This window comes from Gemmatimonadales bacterium (genome assembly GCA_036265815.1).
Lineage (GTDB): Bacteria > Gemmatimonadota > Gemmatimonadetes > Gemmatimonadales > GWC2-71-9 > CAVVWJ01.
Genome location: DATAOI010000087.1, coordinates 74570 through 92122 on the forward strand (window position 1 = coordinate 74570; position 17553 = coordinate 92122).

10 protein-coding genes are annotated in these 17553 nt (G+C 70.0%); 7 read left to right on the forward strand and 3 right to left on the reverse strand.

Going from position 1 to position 17553, the window contains the following annotated elements; all coding sequences use genetic code 11:
- The first annotated feature begins 69 nt into the window (after positions 1–69).
- The 3 genes from VHR41_17410 to VHR41_17420 are packed head-to-tail and all read left to right on the forward strand — an operon-like array spanning position 70 to position 7233.
- Positions 70–885 carry a hypothetical protein gene (locus VHR41_17410; GenBank protein HEX3235976.1) on the forward strand — a complete coding sequence of 272 codons (816 nt, stop codon included), beginning with the start codon at positions 70–72 and terminating at the stop codon, positions 883–885.
- A gap of 4 nt (positions 886–889) precedes the next feature.
- The gene (locus VHR41_17415) at positions 890–5023 is read left to right on the forward strand and encodes an AAA family ATPase (protein HEX3235977.1); all 4134 of its coding nucleotides are present in this window, start codon (positions 890–892) and stop codon (positions 5021–5023) included.
- Positions 5020–7233 carry an NAD(P)-binding protein gene (locus tag VHR41_17420; protein HEX3235978.1) on the forward strand — a complete coding sequence of 738 codons (2214 nt, stop codon included), beginning with the start codon at positions 5020–5022 and terminating at the stop codon, positions 7231–7233. Before VHR41_17415 ends, VHR41_17420 begins: the two co-directional genes overlap by 4 nt.
- 24 nt (positions 7234–7257) lie before the next feature.
- Here the strand turns inward: VHR41_17420 and VHR41_17425 are convergent, their stop codons facing one another.
- The 3 genes from VHR41_17425 to VHR41_17435 are packed head-to-tail and all read right to left on the reverse strand — an operon-like array spanning position 7258 to position 11140.
- On the reverse strand, positions 7258–7938 hold the full coding sequence (locus VHR41_17425; protein ID HEX3235979.1) for a DUF2071 domain-containing protein: 681 nt from the start codon (positions 7936–7938) through the stop codon (positions 7258–7260).
- A gap of 59 nt (positions 7939–7997) precedes the next feature.
- A complete protein-coding gene (locus VHR41_17430; GenBank protein HEX3235980.1) occupies positions 7998–8708 on the reverse strand; it encodes a DUF2071 domain-containing protein in 711 nt (236 codons plus the stop codon).
- A complete protein-coding gene (locus VHR41_17435; GenBank protein HEX3235981.1) occupies positions 8705–11140 on the reverse strand; it encodes a protein kinase in 2436 nt (811 codons plus the stop codon). The genes VHR41_17430 and VHR41_17435 overlap by 4 nt, the downstream gene beginning before the upstream one ends.
- 82 nt (positions 11141–11222) lie before the next feature.
- Here VHR41_17435 and VHR41_17440 point away from each other — a divergent pair, with 82 nt between their 5' ends.
- The 4 genes from VHR41_17440 to VHR41_17455 all read left to right on the forward strand — a co-directional run bounded on the left by VHR41_17440 (position 11223) and on the right by VHR41_17455 (position 17402).
- Positions 11223–11567, forward strand: coding sequence for a PadR family transcriptional regulator (locus VHR41_17440; GenBank protein HEX3235982.1), 345 nt, complete (start codon positions 11223–11225; stop codon positions 11565–11567).
- A complete protein-coding gene (locus VHR41_17445) occupies positions 11564–14224 on the forward strand; it encodes an ABC transporter permease (GenBank protein HEX3235983.1) in 2661 nt (886 codons plus the stop codon). Before VHR41_17440 ends, VHR41_17445 begins: the two co-directional genes overlap by 4 nt.
- A 192-nt stretch (positions 14225–14416) precedes the next feature.
- Positions 14417–14752 carry a PadR family transcriptional regulator gene (locus tag VHR41_17450; GenBank protein HEX3235984.1) on the forward strand — a complete coding sequence of 112 codons (336 nt, stop codon included), beginning with the start codon at positions 14417–14419 and terminating at the stop codon, positions 14750–14752.
- Between the two features lie 4 nt (positions 14753–14756).
- Entirely contained in the window at positions 14757–17402 is a 2646-nt protein-coding gene (locus VHR41_17455; GenBank protein ID HEX3235985.1) for an ABC transporter permease, read from the forward strand.
- Positions 17403–17553 lie beyond the last annotated feature (151 nt).

Below are 17553 nucleotides of genomic sequence, written 5' to 3' on the forward strand. Positions count from 1 at the left end.
CTGGCGGCCCGGGCGCGACGAGTTACTGACGCGGTCGCAGACGATCCCGACCGCCGGCTCGAGCTCCGTATGGCCTTCTACCGCCGCTTCGGCTTCGGCCAGGAGCTCATGGCGCGGGGTGCACTCGACTCGAGCGATCCCGACTCCGAGTTCGGCTACGGCCGCTCCGAGCTCGACTTTCTGCGCTGGGAGATCGGCCGCGGCGTCCTCAATCCCGTGGACGGATCCCGCGGACCAGCCGGCAGTCTCTGGTGGCGCGAGGTAAACCTTTCTTTCCTTTATGATGGTGAGCTCGCCGCGCTGGGCCGCGAGGCCGGCCTCGACCCCGCCACCGCCGACGCACCGGTCGGTTCCTGGATGTCGTACATGCTGGCGCCAGGCGAGCGAACCTGGTACCGAGCCCACAACTCGAGCATCGCGGCCGGCTACGAGAGGCACCTCACGGCGGCAGGGTCGGAGCCTCGCTCGGAACAGATCTTCGTAAACATGGTGCTCTATCGGCTGCTCTTCGCTCAGGCGCTGGCCGAGGGGGCAGCCTTTGGCGCGCTCGGGCGCTTCATGTGCAATCCTCGCTTCCCCTCGGTGGACGCGATGGTGCACCTGCCCGACTTCTATCCCGACAAGTACCCCCTGACGCGTCCGGAGATCCGTGAGGTGATGCATCGGGGTCACACGCTGGAAGAGGCGACGACGATCTGCCTGGATCAGGTCCTGATCCATCCCCAACTCGCACGCCTCTATCGCGAGGCCGCCCGATGGAACACGGCGTCCTTTCTCGAGCGCTGGGTGCTCCGGGGCGAGCCGGTGTATCCGTCTCTCGCGTCGGCCAGGCCGTTGCTCCGCCGGCTGGCGGGCTGGACCCGAGGGCTCCGACGGAGAGGTTAGCCGGATGGATCTGCTGCGGCCCTTCCTTCCGATAGACCGCTGTCACGCCCTCGCAGCCGGCCGGGAACTGCCCGAGCATGCGGCCGGCGCGGCCCTCTTCGCGGACGTATCCGGATTTACCGCGCTCTCCGGCGCCCTGGCCGCGGAGCAGGGAGGGAAGCGTGGTGCCGAGGAGCTGCTCTCCCGGCTCAATCGCCTCTACGATCCGCTGATTGCCATCATTCACCAGCAGGCGGGCGCGGTGGTGGGCTTTGCCGGGGATTCAATCACCTGCTGGTTCGACGCGATGCCGGCCGGGCTGCCCGGCTATCCTTCCGCCGCGCTCCGCGCGGTGACAGCCGCGGAGCGGATGCAGACGGCCATGAGAGCGTTTGCGCCCGCACCGGGCGAGGGCAAGGTGGCGCTGGGGATCAAGGTGGCGGTTGCGGCGGGTGCCGCCCGCCGGCTGGCGGTTGGAGACCCCGACTACTGCCTCCTCGACGCCATGGCGGGAGCCACACTCGATCGGATGGCGGCGGCCGAGCAAGCGGCGGCGGCGGGCGAGATCCTGGTGGACGACGCGAGCCATGAGTTGCTCGAGGCAAACCTGGTGGCCGGGATCCCGCGTCCGCTCGGTGGGAGCCACGGCCGGGCTCACCCGGTGCTGGCCGTCGCGGCCTGTGCCCCTCCCTCACCCTGGCCCGCGTTTCCGGCGCAGCTCAGCGAGGACGTGACGCGGCGCTGGGTCCTCCCCGCCGTGGCCGAGCGAATGGCCGCGGGCGGCAGATTTCTGGGGGAGCTGCGTCAGGTCGTGCCGCTGTTCGCGAGTCTGGACGGCATCGATTGGGAAACAGATCGTGAGGCTCCCGCGCGTCTCGATGCCTGGGTGCGATGGGCCCAGGCCACCATCGCCGGGCTGGGCGGCGCCGTCATTCAGCTCACCATCGGCGACAAGGGCACCAACCTCTACGCCGCCTTCGGAGCGCCAGTGGCCCATGAAGACGCCGCCGATCGCGCCGCCGCGGCGGCGGTCGTGCTCCAGGCCCCTCCCGACACGCTCGGTTTCGTGCCGCGGACTCGCATCGGCATCAGCCAGGGACCGGTGTGGACCGGTGCCTGCGGCAGCGCCGAGCGCCGCTGCTATGGCGTAATGGGCGAGCCGGTCAACCTTGCCGCGCGGCTCATGTCCCACGCGCCGACGGGCGAGACGTTGGTAGACCAGCGCGCCGCCCGCGCCGCCGGGCGTCACCGTTTCTCCGCCCTGAGCCCGCTGCAGGTCAAGGGCAGACCCGAGCCCGTTCTGGCGGCCACGCTCATCGGCCGGAGCATGACGATGGATGTCGGCGGACCAGTAGCCGCACCGCTCGTGGGCCGCGAGACCGAGCTCGCCCTCTTGGAGCCGCTCCTCCTCGCCACTGCCCGGGGCGATCGGGGCGCGCTGGTGCTCCAGGGAGCCGCCGGCATCGGAAAGAGCCGGCTCTCGGCGGAGCTGATGGCGAGAGCACAGCAAATCGGAGTTCGAGTGCTGCGCGGTGTGGGCGATCCGGTGGAGCGCCAGCGCGCCTATCACGCCTGGCAGCCGGTCTTCGCCGCCCTGCTTGGCGTGGAGCGAGGGAGGGCAGGAGATCCGAGCGTGCGCGACGCCGTGCTCCAGCGGCTCCGTGCCCTCGGCCCGGCGTTCGAGCGCCAGGCTCCCCTGCTCAAGGCGGTTCTCCCGCTCGATATCGAGGAGACTCCCGTCACTACGCAGATGGAGGCGGAGGTTCGGGCCGCGAACACCCTCGAGCTGCTCGCCGGGCTGGTGGAGAGCCTCGCCGGCGGCCCGACACTCCTGCTGCTCGAGGATGCGCACTGGCTCGATTCCACCTCCTGGGCCCTGCTCGCCACGCTGCGCCACCGGGCGGCGCCGCTCCTCATCGCGGTGGTCTCCCGTCCGCTCGACGAGCTCGCTGCCGGCGCGCCGCTTCCACCGGCGGTCGAGGAGCTTCGCGGCGATCCTGGGACCGTGAGTCTCCTCCTGGAGCCACTGCCCGCGGCATCGGCCGTGAGCCTTGCCTGCAGCCGGCTCGGCGTCGACGCGCTGCCGCCGCGGATCGCGGCGCTGATCGACCAGCGGGCCGAGGGGAATCCGCTCTATCTCGAGGAGCTGGTGCATGCGCTGCTCGAGGCTGGGGTGATCCGGGTCGAGGAGCGCCGCTGCGTGCTGGACGAGAGCGCCGGAGATCCCGCGGCACTCCTGCCCGATACCCTCGAGGGGCTGGTGACCAGCCGCCTCGACCGGCTCACGCCCGTGTCGCAGCGGGCCGCGAAGGTGGCCAGTGTCATCGGCCGGGTCTTTCCGGTCCGCCTGTTGGAGGCGGTGTATCCCGTGGCGGGTGAGCGATCCGCCATTCCGGCCGCGCTGGAGGAGCTGGCGCGGCTCGAGATCGCCCGGCCCGTCTCCGAGCCGGAGCCGAGCTACACCTTCAAGCACGCCATCACCCACGACGCGGTGTACGGCACGCTGCTCTTCGCTCATCGCCAGGAGCTCCATCGCGCCGTCGCCGAGTGGTACGAGGGGCAGGGCAGCGATCTGGCTCCGCTCTATCCGGTGCTGGCGCATCACTGGGAGTCCGCCGAGGCACCGGCGGAGGCGGTTCGCTATGGGGAGCTGGCCGGAGAACAGGCCCTCCGAAGCTTCGCCAACCGTGAGGCCGCCGCGTTCTTCACCAAGGTTCTTTCCCGACTCGACCGGCTGCCGGCCGAGCCCGCGCCCACCCGCGCGCTTCGCCGCGCCCGCGCGCTCCGCGGACTCGGTACGGCCGCGTACTCCCTCGGTGATACGGCCGAAGCATCGTCGCGACTGGAGGATGCGCTCGCCGCGCTGGGCCGTCCGTGGCCCCGGACCCGCCCCCGGCTGGTGGGCCTGCTCTGCGGCGGGGTGTTGCGGCAGGCCGTCCATCGTCTTCTCCCCCGTTCGACCCCGGTTCCGTCTGCGCGGCAAGCGGCCGAGCGGACCGAGATGGCCGGTGCGCTCGGTATCCTGATCCGGGCGTATTTCCCGATCGGCAACCTGCTCGGCGCGGTCACCGCGAATTTCGAGGCGCTCAATCTGGCGGAGCGGGCCGGCGAAGGTGCCGAAGTCGCCGGCCAGCTCGCCACCGCCTACACCAACGTCGGCGCCACCTTCGACAACGCCTTCGGTCTTCATCGGATCGCCGCTGGGTACTACGAGCGGGCCCGCGCGGCGGCCACCGCGGCGGGGAACCTCCACGCCATCGCCAACCTGGAAAAAGTGAGAGGCATGATCTACATGATGACCCGCCGGCTCGCTGAGGCCACCGAGCCGTTCGAGCGCTCCGCCGCGCTGCACGTCGAGCTGGGAGACGCGCGCGGCTGGGAGGAGGTCTGCTATTCCAACGCGACTCGTGCGCTGGCCAGTGGCGACTTGCTCGGAGCCCTCGCGCTGATGGAAGGCGTTGTGGCGTCCGGCCGCCGCCGCGACTCCGCCCATTCCTGCGTGCTCGGACTGGCGCAGCTCGCTTTGGTCCTCCTCCGGCTCGGACGCCTGAGCGAGGCCGAGCAGGCCGCCACCGAGAGCCGGGCGATCCGCAGTCGCGAGCGCTATCCCGCCGAGCGGATCTACGCGGGCGGCGTGCTGGCGTGGGCTCGGGCGCTCCAGGGCGCCGAGCAGGACGTGCTTCCGCTGCTGGAGGAGATCGCCGTGCTGGCGGCCGAGGTGGGGATGAGCGGGATCGCTGCCGAGGGATACGTCGCCGGGGGAGAAGCCGCGGCACTCCTGCTGAATGCCCGCTCCGCGGGAGACGTTGCCAGTCGGGAGCGGCTCCTTCACCTCGGTGCGCTGATGCACCGCCCCCTCATCCGGACCGCGCGCTACATGGCGTCGCTCTACACTCCCCCCGCGGAGCGCCTCGCGGGCGCCTTTGCCATGGCGCGCGGGCAGGATCGCCCGGCCCTCCGCAAGTGGCGCCGCTCTCTCGCGCTCGCCGCTTCCGATGGCCAGCGCTGGGACGAGGCCGAGGCCGCCCTCGCCCTCGCGCGATTCCATCCGGCCTCCGCCGAGCGGGACCGCCACGCCGCCCGTGCGCACGACCTGTACACCTCCATGGGCGCCGCGGGGCGCCTCCGCCGCCTCGACTCACTGGCGAGGACTCCATGACCGATTCGACGTCGCGTCCGAAGACCCGGGTGGCCATCCTGGGCGGGGGGATGTCCGGACTGACCGCGGCGCTGGCGCTCACCGATCCGGAGAACCCTCGCCGCGCGGATTACGAGGTGACCGTCTACCAGATGGGCTGGCGCCTGGGAGGGAAGGGTGCCAGCGGCCGGAACCTCGATCCGGAGTACCACCACCGCATCCAGGAGCACGGGCTTCACATCTGGTTTGGCTGCTACGACAACGCCTTTCGGATCATGCGCAAGGCGTACGCGGAGCTGGGTCGGTCACCCGACGCGCCGCTGGCGAGCTGGCTGGATGCGTTTCATCCCCACAGCGTCTCCGGCGTCGAGATGCACGTGGGGCACCAGTGGCGCCAGTGGATCGGGACCTTCCCCGTCAACGACGCCGTGCCCGGCCACGGCGGGCTGCTCCCGCTCTGGAGTTACGTCGCGACGGGCGTGAAGATGTACTACGCCAACTTCCTCGGGCGGACCCAGGGACAGGCGCCGTCGCCGACCGGCGATCAGTGGGTCGCCTTTCCCTCGAAACCGCGCCAGAAAGCCCAGCGGCGTGAAGGCGTGCGCGAGGGACGCTTCGTCCTGTGGCTCGCCGGGGTGCTCCGGCACCTCTGGTTCCTCGAGACCCCGTTCCACCTGTTGAACGTGGCGTTCGTGGCCGCCAACCGTATGCTGCTCCGCCGGTACTGGAAGCGGAACCAGAAGGCGATCGCCACCGATCCCATGCAGCGCGAGCGCTGGATCGTGCTGCATTTCATGTTTGCCACCTTCGCCGGGATGGTCGCGAACCGGGTGCTGCTGTACGGCTTCAAGCCGCTCAACGGGCAAGATTTTCGGGACTGGATGGCGCGCCACGCGCTCGACGATGGCGGGTTGATGCTCAACTCGGCGTTCATGGTGGGACTGTACGACGGGATGTTCGCCTACGAGAACGGCGACAACACCAAGCCGCCCGGCGCCGACTGGCCGCCCCATGCGAAGATGGAGGCCGGGGAGGCCCTCAAGTGCTGTCTCCGCCAGGCGCTCACCTATCGCGGCTCCGGCATCTGGAAGATGCAGGCCGGTATGGGCGACACGGTCTTCGGCCCGGTCTACGAGATTCTGCGCCGGCGCGGCGTGCGCTTCGCCTTCTTCCATCGCGTGGACCGGGTGCAGGCCAGCGCCGATGCCGCAACGATCGATCGGATCGATCTCACCCGGCAGGCCGAGCTGGTGCCCCGGGTGCAGGAGCTGGGTGGCTACCAGCCGTTCGTCGATGTGAAGGGGTTGCCCTGCTGGCCCGACCGGCCGCTCTACCGCCAGCTGGTGGACGGAGACGCGCTCCGCGAGTCGGGCGTGAATCTCGAGTCCTACGGCGCCAACTGGGCGGGCGATCGGCCCCTGACCCTGGAACGCGGCCGCGACTTCGATCAGGTCGTCCTCGCCATCTCGATCGGCGCCCTTCCCTACATCGCCTGCGATCTGGTGAAGAAGAGCGCCAAGTGGCGCGACATGATCACCCACGTCAAGACCACACGCACCCTCGCCAGTCAGGTCTGGTACCGCCGGACGGCCTACGAGCTCGGCTGGACCTCGATGCAGCAGCCGGTGGTCTCCGGCTACGACACCGGCCCCTTCGATACCTGGGCCGACATGTCGCACCTCATCCCCTGCGAAGGCTGGCAGTCCGGCGGCCGCCCAGGGCGGGAACAATATCCACTGAATGCCGCGTACTACTGCGGCATGATGGCGGATGATTCGCCCCTGCCCGAAACGCCGTGCGGACCACAGGCGGCCTACCCCGATCAGGCCGCGGAGGACGCAAAGGTGGAAGGGATCGTGCGAGACTTTCTCCTCCAGAAGGTCGGCGCACTCTTTCCTGAGGCGAACCCGGCGCCGGGCACTTTCCGGTGGGAGTGGCTGGTCGATCAGCGCGGCACCGGTGCCGTCGGTCCCGAGCGCCTCGGCGCGCAGTACTTCCGCGCCAACGTCGAGCCGTCGGAGCGCTACGTGCTCTCGGTCCCCGGCAGCGACAAGTATCGCCTGCCCGCTCACGACGACGGCGAGTTCACCAATCTCTACCTCGCCGGCGACTGGACCGATTGCGGACTCAATATGGGTTGTATCGAGGCGGCCACCATGTCAGGGCTGCTGGCCGGCAATGCCCTCTCCGGCTATCCCAGCCGCAACGACATCATCGGCCTCCACTGGTGACCCACAACCTTGCCCCACCTTGCCTCACCTTGCCCCACCCTGCCTCACCCTCTCCGGAATCCAGGTCCGGATCTCGGACCGGGCGCAGTACCAGGCCGTTGGCTCCCCGGTTGGCCCGGGGATCCCCGCCGCCTGCGGCAGCGTGTTGCGGCTCACGGTAACGTCGCACTCCTGAATCAAGCGCGGGGCCCGGGCCTCACTGCCCCTCAGGAGCGCTCCGCTCCCGCTGCTGGAGAACATCACGAAGCGCTCGACGATGAATCGGGCCAGTGTTCCCGGCGCCGCCTCATACGCCGGCCCGCGCGGACGATAGCGCAGTCGCAGCTCGGGCCGCTCATCGCCGTCATCGACTCTTCCTTCACTTCGGAAGACCCGATCCTCTCCCTCGCGATGGAGGGACACCGCGGAATCGTGATAGGGCAGACCGAAAAGCTTCCGCCCGACCACGGATCCCATCAGCGTGCCGGCATCGATTCGAAAGAACCAGATCCCTGGCTCCTCGCCGTACACGACGTACGTGAGGCAGTCCACCTCGTCGAAGCGCGAGAACGGCGGAACCGGCGGCAGGCCGCGCGGGCGCAACCGCTCCATCCGGAACGGGATCAGGGTGATCCATGCCTGCCCCTCGAAGGTGTCCAACGAGAGCGGGGCCGGGATTCGGCCGGCGAGCGACGCTGGTGCCACCGGCCAGCTCAGAAAGAGCATCTCCGCCTCGGTCTGGGATACCAACCAGGGGAGGCGGCCGCAGAGTGACATCGCTCGGTTCACCCTGCCACGGGGACGCGCTGGATCAGGCAGACCCGGGTATCGGTGCCCGGCGAATAGTGGCAGACCGCGTTGCGCGGGGCGTCGAGGCCGGCCGCGGTGATCAGCGTGCTCCCATCGAGCTCGGCATCGGCGTCCTGCACCTGCCAGTCGGAGTGCAGCATGGGGCCGCGGTAGAAGTAGCCGCGCGGGCCCGGGGCGAACGAGGCGTATCGCTCGAGAAGGAAGTGCTCCAGCGAGCCGACCGACGGAGCCTGCAACGCCCCCCGCGGACGCCACGAGGCGACCAGGTCGGCTGGGGGTGACCCCGCCCGCAGCGTTCGCTGGCTCGCGATCCGAAAGCCACCCCCCTCCTCCGTCATCTGAATCCGGGCGCGGAAGTACGGCAGGTGGAACACCGCGTGGGCGACCACCGCGCCGAGCCAGGATGCGGCGTCGATGCTGAAGAAGAAGACGCCGGGCTCACCACGCAGTCGGACATAGGTGCGGAGATTCACCTCGGGAAAGGTGCCGGTCCCGGGGATCGATGGGAGGCATCGAAGGTGCAGGTCCTTCATCAGGAACGGCACCAGGCTTACCCATCCGCTGCCTTCGAACTGGTCCACCGGGAGCCCCGGCGGCAGCAGCCGCGCCAGCGTGGCCGGCGCCACCGGCCAGCTGTAGAAGAGGAGGTTGCGCCAGCCCTGGAACATGATCCACGGGGGACTCACGGCTCACCTCGGATTCGTTGCACCAGGCCGGCGAACCGGGGATGCGGCCGGAGCGCCTCGAACACCGGCTTGACGTCCACCAGCGCCATCTCGGTGGCGTGGATCCGGTGGCCTTCCTCCAGGAGGTCGAGTGCACGTTCCGGGTCACCGACCGCCGTGTGCACCTGCGCCATGAGCACCGGGGAGACGTAGCGCGTCCGGGCCCGCTCCGTCAGCAGCGCCAGCGACCTGCCCGCCGCGCTCGCGTCTCCCGCACAGGCATGCGCCACACCCAGTGCCGACTCCACCTCGGGACTCTCTCCGGTGAGCACCTTCGCCCGGTTCAAGTTGTCGATCGCCTCCGGATAGCGGCGCATCACGGTCTCCACTTGTCCCAGGAAATAGGTGGCCAGCCCGAAGCTCGGATCTCTCCCCAGCACGGCGGAGAAGATGGCGGCGGCTTCCTCCTCCCCTCCCTCGTAGTACGCCAGAATCCCGAGGCTTGCCGCGACCGCCGGAGAGAGCGGGTCCAGCTCGCGGGCGAGGCGCAGCTGGCTCCGCCCTTCGGCGAACCGGCGGAGCGGCACCAGGCAGTGCATGGCGTACCACTGGTGGGCCGTCGGATACTGCGGGCTGCTCTCCGTGGCCGCCAGGAAATCCCGCTCGGACCCCGCCCAGTCGTGGCGGTACAGCGCCAGCGCCGACGCCCGTGCCGCGAGAGCCTCGGCCGACCGGCTGTCCTCAGCGAGCACCCGCTCCGCCGCCTCCATCGCCTGGGGCATGGTTTCCTCGGGAGACAGCACGCCGTAAATGCCCAGCGTGAGGTGGGCGTCCGCCAGCCCCGCAAACGCCTGGAGGAAGCTCGGGTCAGCCGCGGCCGCCGCGCCGAGGAGCTCCAGGCTCTTGAGCAGGCCGGATTCGGTCCGCTGGTTCCAGTGGAAGCGGCCCTTGAGGTACGATTCGTAGGCCGTGACGCTGGTGGTGGGCGCCTCGACCAGCCGGGCTTCCTTACGGAGCACGCCGATCCGGAGCGCCTCGACGATCGAGCGCGAGATGTCGTCCTGCACGTCGAAGATGTCGCTGAACCGGCGATCGTACCGCTCGGACCAGAGCTCGAACCCGTTCGCCACGTCCACCAGTTGGGTGGTGACCCGCAGCCGGTCCCCGCTCCGTCGGACGCTGCCCTCCAGCACGGCGTTGACCTGCAACTCCCGGCCGATGGTCCGCACGTCTTCGTGCCGGGACTTGAAGGCGAAGGTCGACGTGCGGGCGAGGACTCGGAGCCCGCCCAGCTTCGCCAGGGCGTGAATCAGGTCGTCGGTGATGCCGTCGCTGAGATATTCGTTCTCCGAGCCGGGGCTGCTGTTGGCGAAGGGCAGCACGGCGATCGACCAGCCGGACGGCGGCGGGGCACCGGGCACGCGGCTTACTACGGTGGTGTCCGAGGTGCCCCGCAGCGCGGCTGTGAACTCGGCCAAGGTTGGGAATCGCCGGTCCGGATCGCGGTCGAGCGCACGCAGGAGCGCGTAGTCGACCGAGCGGGGGACCTCGCTCCTGAGCGTGGCGACACTCCGGGCCGGCTCGGTGGACTTGCGGCTGAGCACGGCCAGGGCCGTCGGTCCGGCGAACGGGATCTCGCCGGTGAGCATCTCGAAGAGCACGCAGGCCAGGCTGTACTGGTCGGTGCGCCCGTCGATGGCCGGCCCGCCGAAGCTCTGCTCGGGGCTCATGTAGGCGGGAGTGCCGACGTTCCCGCCGGTCTGGGTCAGCTTGATGTCGTCGGCCTCGGAGATCGCCCGGGCGATCCCGAAGTCCGCCACCATCGCGTGGCCGCCGGAGAGCAGGATATTGGCCGGCTTGATGTCCCGATGCACCACGTTCTGGTCATGGGCATAGTGGAGCGCGTCGGCCACTTCCGAGGCGAGCCGGGTCGCCTCGTCCACCGGCAACCGTCCCACCCGCGCCAACCGCTCGCGCAGGGTCTCGCCGGTGACGAACGGCATGACGTAATAGAGGAGGGAGTCGGCGCCGCCCGAGTCGTAGATCGGCAGGATGTTGGGATGCTGTAGCCGCGCGGCGATGTCGATCTCGCGGTGGAACCGTTCCTCCCCCATCCATGCCGCGCTCTCGGGGCGCAACATCTTGATCGCCACCCGGCGGCGGTGCTTGACGTCGTTGGCCACGAAGATCCGCGCCATGCCTCCGGCGCCGATCTCGCGTTCCAGGACGTAGCGATCGCCGAGCGCGGCCTGGAGCCCGGCGTGGGGGCTGGACAGTGGGGACCGTAACCGAGTGAGGATGTGGGGAACATACGAGGGGGGCAGGGTGGGGCAAGGTGAGGCAGGGTGAGGCAGGGTGAGGCAAGGTGAGGCAAGGTGAGGCAAGGTGGGGCAGGGTGGGGGATCTGGCTGATGCGTTTCCGGACTGACGCGATTGACCAGAGCTGCGGACAAGATCTCACGCGGGGTTTACCCTCCCCTTGACGTTCTAGGGGAGCACCATATCTTTCCCCTAGACCTTCTAGGGAGAGCCCTCGTGCCACCTCGACCCGCCGACCTGCTGCAAGGCACCCTCGACATCCTCATCCTCAAGGCCCTGACCTGGGGATCCAGGCACGGCTACGGCGTGGCCGCCTGGATCCAGCAGGTCACCGACGACGCGCTCCAGGTCGAGGAAGGCTCGCTCTATCCGGCGCTCCACCGGCTGGAGGAGCGGGAGCTGGTGAGTGCCGAGTGGGGCGTGTCGGAAAACAATCGCCGCGCCAAGTTCTACCGGTTGACTCCCAAGGGCCGGCAGCACTTGCGGGCGGAGACCTCGAGCTGGACCCGCTACGCCGAAGCAATCGCCAAGGTGCTGCGCGCCGCCGAGCACCCGGCATGAGGGAGTGGCGGCGGTACGCGCGGTTCTGGCGCCGCGACGCGGAAGAGGTGGACGACGAGCTCGAGTTCCACCTCGACATGCGAACCGAGGAGTATGTCGCGGCCGGCATGAGCCCCGCCCAAGCGCGGGTAGAGGCGGAGCGGCGCTTCGGAGACCTCGCGAGTACCGAAGCGGAGTGCCGGCGGATCGCGGGGCGCCGCGGGCTCCACCTTCGCCGGCGCGAGTGGTACTCGGAGCTGGGGCATGACCTCCGCTACGCTGTACGCACGCTGGTCCGCACGCCCGGCCTCACGCTCGCCATCCTCCTTACCCTGGCCCTCGGCATCGGCGCCAACACCGCGATCTTTACCGTGGTGAACGGTGTGTTGCTCCGGCCGTTGCCGTTTGCCCAGCCGGATCGCCTGGTCACCATCTACGACGTCTTCCCCGGCCTCGATCTTCTGCACTCGAGTCTCTCGGAGCCGGAGCTGATCGACCTGGAGCGCGTGCCTGCGCTCGCGGCCGTGGCGGGCTACCGGCAGACGAAGCGCACCATCACCGGGGCCGGGGAGCCGGAGCGGACGCCTTCGCTCCTGGTGACTCACAATTTCACCCGGGTCCTGGGCACACCTCCGGCTCTGGGCCGGTTCATCGCGCCGGACGAAGACCGTCCCGGCGCGCCGGCGGTGGTCGTGCTGAGCGACGCGTTGTGGCGCCGTCGCTTCGGCGGCGATCCCGGGGTGGTTGGCCGGCCGCTCATGCTCGACGGCGTCTCCCATACGATTCTGGGCGTCATGCCGCGCGGGTTCGCCTTCGAGCAAGCGGAGCTGTTCCTGCCCGCGGCCATCGACCGCGCGGCGCCACAGCCGCGAACCGCCCATTATCTCGAGGCGGTCGGGCGTCTCCGGGACGGCGCCACTCTCACCGATGCCCGCACCCAGCTCCGGACCCTGGCGCTCCGGCTCACCCGCGACAATCCGGACGCGTACTCCCGCAACGTGGACTTCGCCCTCGGAGTGGAGTCGACCACGGATACCGTCGTGGGATCGGTGCGGCCGGCGCTTCTCATTCTCCTGGCCGCGGTCACGATGCTGTTGCTCGTGGCCTGCGCCAATGTCGCCAGCCTGCTCCTGGTTCGAGCGGAGTCGCGGCGGCGGGAGCTGGCGGTGCGGAGCGCGCTGGGTGCCGGCCGCGGGCGCCTGGTCCGCCAACTCCTGGCCGAAGGCCTCGTGCTGGCGCTCTCCGGCGGAGCGGTCGGCCTGCTGCTCGCCACTCTCGGCGTGCCCGCGCTCCTGGCGATGAGTCCCGAATCCCTCCCGCGACACCAGGACATCGCCATCGACCGAGTCGTCTGCGCGGCGACATTGCTCCTTGCGATGGCCACCGGTCTGGTCTTCGGCCTCGCTCCCGCCCTCCAGGCCACCGGATCTGGGATGGGGTCGGTGCTGCAGGAGGGCGGTGACCGCGGCGGTACCCGGGCGCGCGGGGGTCTTCGACGAGCGTTTGTCGCGGTCGAGGTTGCGCTCGCAGTGGTGCTGGTGGTGGGTGCGAGCCTGCTGCTGCAGAGCTTCTGGCGCCTGCGGCAGGTTGAAGTCGGCTTCCGACCCGATCATGTGCTCGTGCTGGATCTCGCGCTGCCGGAGACCCGCTACGCGGACACCGCGAGCGTCGTCGGGTTCTACTCCGCCCTGCAGGAGCGCCTCGCGGGATTGCCCGGCGTAGTCGATGTGGGCGCGGTCTCTCACCTCCCCCTCACCGGCGCGGTGGGGAACTGGGACATCGAGGTCGAGGGACGTCCCATCCGGCCGGGTGATCCGGCGCCGTCGCCCAACATCAACATGGCGACGCCGGGATACTACCGGACGCTCAGGATCCCGATGGTGCGGGGCCGCGGGTTCGCCCCGTCGGACGAGGAGCGTTCGCCTCCGGTCGCCGTCATCAACCAGACCATGGCCCGAACGCTCTGGCCCGGCACCGATCCGGTCGGGCGCCGCTTCCGGGTGATCGGCGACTCCTTGGCCTGGATGACGATCATCGGGGTCGCGCACGATACCCGGAGCTGGGGGCTCGCCACGGCGCCCCGGGCGGAATACACGCTCGCCTATGACCAGCTCCCAGGCGCTCTCAAAATGGTGCGCCGGTCGATGACCCTGGTGCTGCGCACCTCGGGCGACCCGCTGGCCCTCGCCGGCCCGGCACGGCGCCAGATCGCGGCACTCGATCGCGACCTCGCCGTTGCCAACGTGCGCACCCTGGAGCAGGTCGTGGCCGAATCCATCGGCGAGCGCCGGTTCACCATGCTGCTCCTGGGACTCTTCGGTGCGGTGGCGCTCACGCTGGCCCTGATCGGCATCTACGGCGTCACGGCCTACGGTGTGGCGCAACGCACCCGCGAGATGGGCATCCGCCTCGCCCTCGGCGCCGCGCCCGGCGCGGTGCGGTGGCTGGTGTTGGGCGAGGGGATGCGGCTCGCGCTGGTAGGACTGGCCGGAGGAGTGACGCTCGCGCTGATCGGGACTCGTGCGCTCCGGAGCCAGCTCTACGGTGTGAGCGGCACCGAGCCGGTCACCTACCTCACGCTCTCCGCGGTACTCCTGCTGGTCGCTTTGCTTGCAACCTATCTGCCCGCGCGCCGGGCCACGCGGGTGGATCCAACGGTGGCGCTGAGGGAAGGGTGAGGGAGGGTGAGGCAGGGTGGGGCAGGGTGAGGCAGGGTGAGAGCGCCACTCAGAACCTTGCCCCACCTTGCCCTTGCCTCACTCTGCCCCACCCTGCCTCACCGCTGCCCACCTTCCTCCTGCCCCTCAACTCTTGACAATCAAGATGAACAAGCGCTACGTTGGCTCACGACCTTTGCCGGAGCCTCGCTCGTGGACCAGCCGACTACCGACGTCATCCAGGGCACCCTCGACCTGCTCATCCTCAAGACCCTGAGCCTCGAGCCCATGCACGGGTACGGCATCACCCGGCGCATCGAGCAGATCTCCCGCGGCGTCTTCAAGGTGAATCCGGGCTCCCTCCTCACCGCGCTCCAGCGGCTGGAGCGGGCCGGCTGGCTCGACTCGGAATGGCGCCAGACCGAGAACTCGCGGAACGCCAAGTTCTACCGGCTGACCCGCGCAGGGAGGAAGCAGCTCGAGGCCGAGACGGCGGACTGGACCCGCCGGGCCACCGCGGTGGCCCGGCTGCTGAGCGCGGAGGGCTAGGCCCATGTCCCTCTGGCGCCAGGTCACCCGCGGCTTCCGCGTCCTCCTGAACCGCCGTGCCGCCGACCGGGAGCTGGACGACGAGCTGCGGCACTACTTCGAGGAGGCTACCGCCGCGCTGGTGGCAAGCGGGCTCTCGCCCGAGGAGGCCCGGCGGACCGTGCGTCTGGAGCTGGGCGATGTGGGTTCGGCCCAGGAGCAGGTGCGCGATGGCGGGTGGGAGAGCGTGGTTGGCGCCGTGCTCGCCGACCTCAGGTACGCCGCGCGCCGGCTCCGCGTCAATCCGGGCTTCACAGCCGTCAGCGTACTGACCCTGGCGCTCGGCATCGGGGCAACCACGGCGATCTTCAGCGCGGTGAATCCCATCCTGTTCGAACCGCTGCCGTATCCGGATGCCCGCCGCCTGGTCATGATCTCCGACATCGCCACCGACCGCTCGCCCATCGACGTCACCTTCGGGACCTATCACGAGCTGGTCCAGCGGAGCCGCTCCTTCGAGGGGCTGGCCGTCATGAAAGCCTGGCAGCCCACCGTCACCGGCCCCGACCAGCCCGAGCGCCTGGAGGGCCAGCGGGTGAGCGCCGGCTACCTTCGGACGCTCGGCGTGTCGCCGCTGTTCGGGCGTGACTTCGACGCTGCCGAGGACCGGCCCAAGGGACCCAATGTCGTGATCCTCGGCCACGCGCTCTGGCAGCGCCGCTTCGGCGGCGACGCCTCCATCGTGGGCCGCATCGTCACCCTCGATGACAATCCGTACACCGTCATCGGCGTGATGCCGCAGCAATTCGAGAACGTGCTGGTTCCCTCGGCCCAGCTCTGGTCTCCGCTGCAATACGGCGAATCGTTCTCGCCCGACAGCCGGGAGTGGGGTCATCATCTCCGGATGGTGGGCCGGCTCCGGCCGGGCGTGAGCGTCGATCAAGCCGCGCGGGAGCTCGCCGCCGTCGCGCGGTCCCCGATCCCGGAGCTGCCGCGGGTCCCATGGGCCGACCTCAAGGGCGGACTCCTCTTGAGCTCGCTGCGCGACGATGTCACCCACGCGGTCAGGCCGGCCTTGCTCGCCGTCCTCGGTGCGGTCGTGCTGCTGCTCGCGATCGCCTGCGTGAACGTGACCAATCTGCTGCTGGCGCGCGGCGCGCAGCGGCGCGGCGAGTTCGCCATGCGCGCCGCCCTCGGCGCCGGTCGCGGGCGGCTCGTGCGACAGTTGCTCACCGAGAGCCTGCTGCTCGCCGTGGTCGGCGGCGGGCTGGGACTGATCGTGGCGGACCTCGGCGTCCGGGCGCTGGTAGCGCTCAGCCCGCCCGGCCTGCCGAGGCTCGGGGCCATTCGCGTGGACCCTGTCGTCTTCGGGTTCGCTTTTGGCCTGAGCGCCCTCGTGGGGCTCGCGGTTGGAATGGTGCCCGCGTTGCAGGCATCTCGCGGCGGCTTGAGCGCCGGGGCTCAGCAGAGCTCCCGACGCTCGGCGGGCGAGTACCGGCGGACCCGCGGGACGCTGGTGGTGGCCGAGGTGGCGCTGGCGCTCGTGCTGCTGGTGAGTGCGGGGTTGCTGTTCCGGAGCCTGCAGCGGCTCTTCGCCGTGGCGGTGGGGTTCGACCAGTCCGGGCTGCTCACCATGCAGGTGCAGGTGTCCGGCCACCGATACGACGCCGACAGCGTCCGCTACCAGTTCCTCGAGCAGAGCCTCGAGGCCGTGCGCGGCCTCCCCGGGGTTACCGCCGCGGCATTCACCAGCCAGTTGCCGCTGAGTGGTGACCTGGACATCTACGGTGTCCACTTCGAGCGCGACGATGATCCCGCCAGGGACGGCGCGGCGCTTCGCTACGCGGTAACTCCGAACTACTTCCGGACGATGGGCATTCCGCTCCGGGCGGGTCGCCTGCTGGATGACCGCGATCGCGCCGGCAGCCCGCGCGCGGTTCTCATTAACGAGTCGTTCGCCAAGGACGCGTTCCCCGGCCAGGATCCGATCGGCCAGCGGCTTCGTTCCGGCTCTCCGGAAGGGGACTGGTACACCATCGTCGGCGTCGTGGGAGACGTGAGGCAGGCCGCTCTGGGCACGAGCCAGTCGAACGCGGTGTACGTCACGCCGGCCCAGTGGCACTGGGTCGACCGCCTGATGTCCCTCGTGGTCCGTACCCAAGGTGATCCGTCGTCGTTGGCGCCGGCCGTCTGGAGCGCCATCTGGTCGGTGGACAAGGACCAGCCGATCGTGCGGGTCGCCACGATGCGCCAGCTCGTTGCGCAATCGGCGGCCGAGCGGCGGTTCGCCCTGACCCTGTTCGAGGCGTTCGGGATGACGGCGTTGCTGCTGGCGGCGGTCGGGATCTACGGCATCCTGTCGGGCAGCGTGACCGAGCGGACCCGTGAGATCGGCGTGCGCTCGGCGCTGGGTGCGTCACCGGGCGATATCCTGGGGCTGGTGGTTCGCCAGGGGATGACGCTCAGCTCGCTCGGGATTCTGCTGGGGCTGCTGGGGGCGGCGGCCGCGAGCCGCGCGATCGTGGCCCTGCTCTTCGGGGTCTCACCGCTCGATCCGGTCACCTACGTCGGTGTGATCGGGTTGCTGGCCGGCGTCTCGGGCGTGGCGTGCTGGATGCCGGCGTGGCGGGCAGCGCGGCTGGATCCGTCGATCACCTTGCGGGCGGAGTAGCCTCACTCGGGGCTCGCGAACCCCTCCCGGCGCGGCGTCCGCAGCACGGAGCGGGTGGGTGCGGAGCGCATGGTCCGCACCCTCTCGGACGCTGTCGGATGGCAGCACATCGCGCCACGTCTCCCGGAATTCTGTCAGGACCTTTCCAGCC

Bases quoted from the DNA above. Each gene is read 5' to 3' on its own strand.
- VHR41_17410 (HEX3235976.1), top strand. From the start codon at position 70: ATGGCCTTCTACCGCCGCTTCGGCTTCGGCCAGGAGCTCATGGCGCGG.
- VHR41_17415 (HEX3235977.1), top strand. From the start codon at position 890: ATGGATCTGCTGCGGCCCTTCCTTCCGATAGACCGCTGTCACGCCCTC.
- VHR41_17420 (HEX3235978.1), top strand. From the start codon at position 5,020: ATGACCGATTCGACGTCGCGTCCGAAGACCCGGGTGGCCATCCTGGGC.
- VHR41_17425 (HEX3235979.1), bottom strand. From the start codon at position 7,938: ATGCTCTTTCTGAGCTGGCCGGTGGCACCAGCGTCGCTCGCCGGCCGA.
- VHR41_17445 (HEX3235983.1), top strand. From the start codon at position 11,564: ATGAGGGAGTGGCGGCGGTACGCGCGGTTCTGGCGCCGCGACGCGGAA.
- VHR41_17455 (HEX3235985.1), top strand. From the start codon at position 14,757: ATGTCCCTCTGGCGCCAGGTCACCCGCGGCTTCCGCGTCCTCCTGAAC.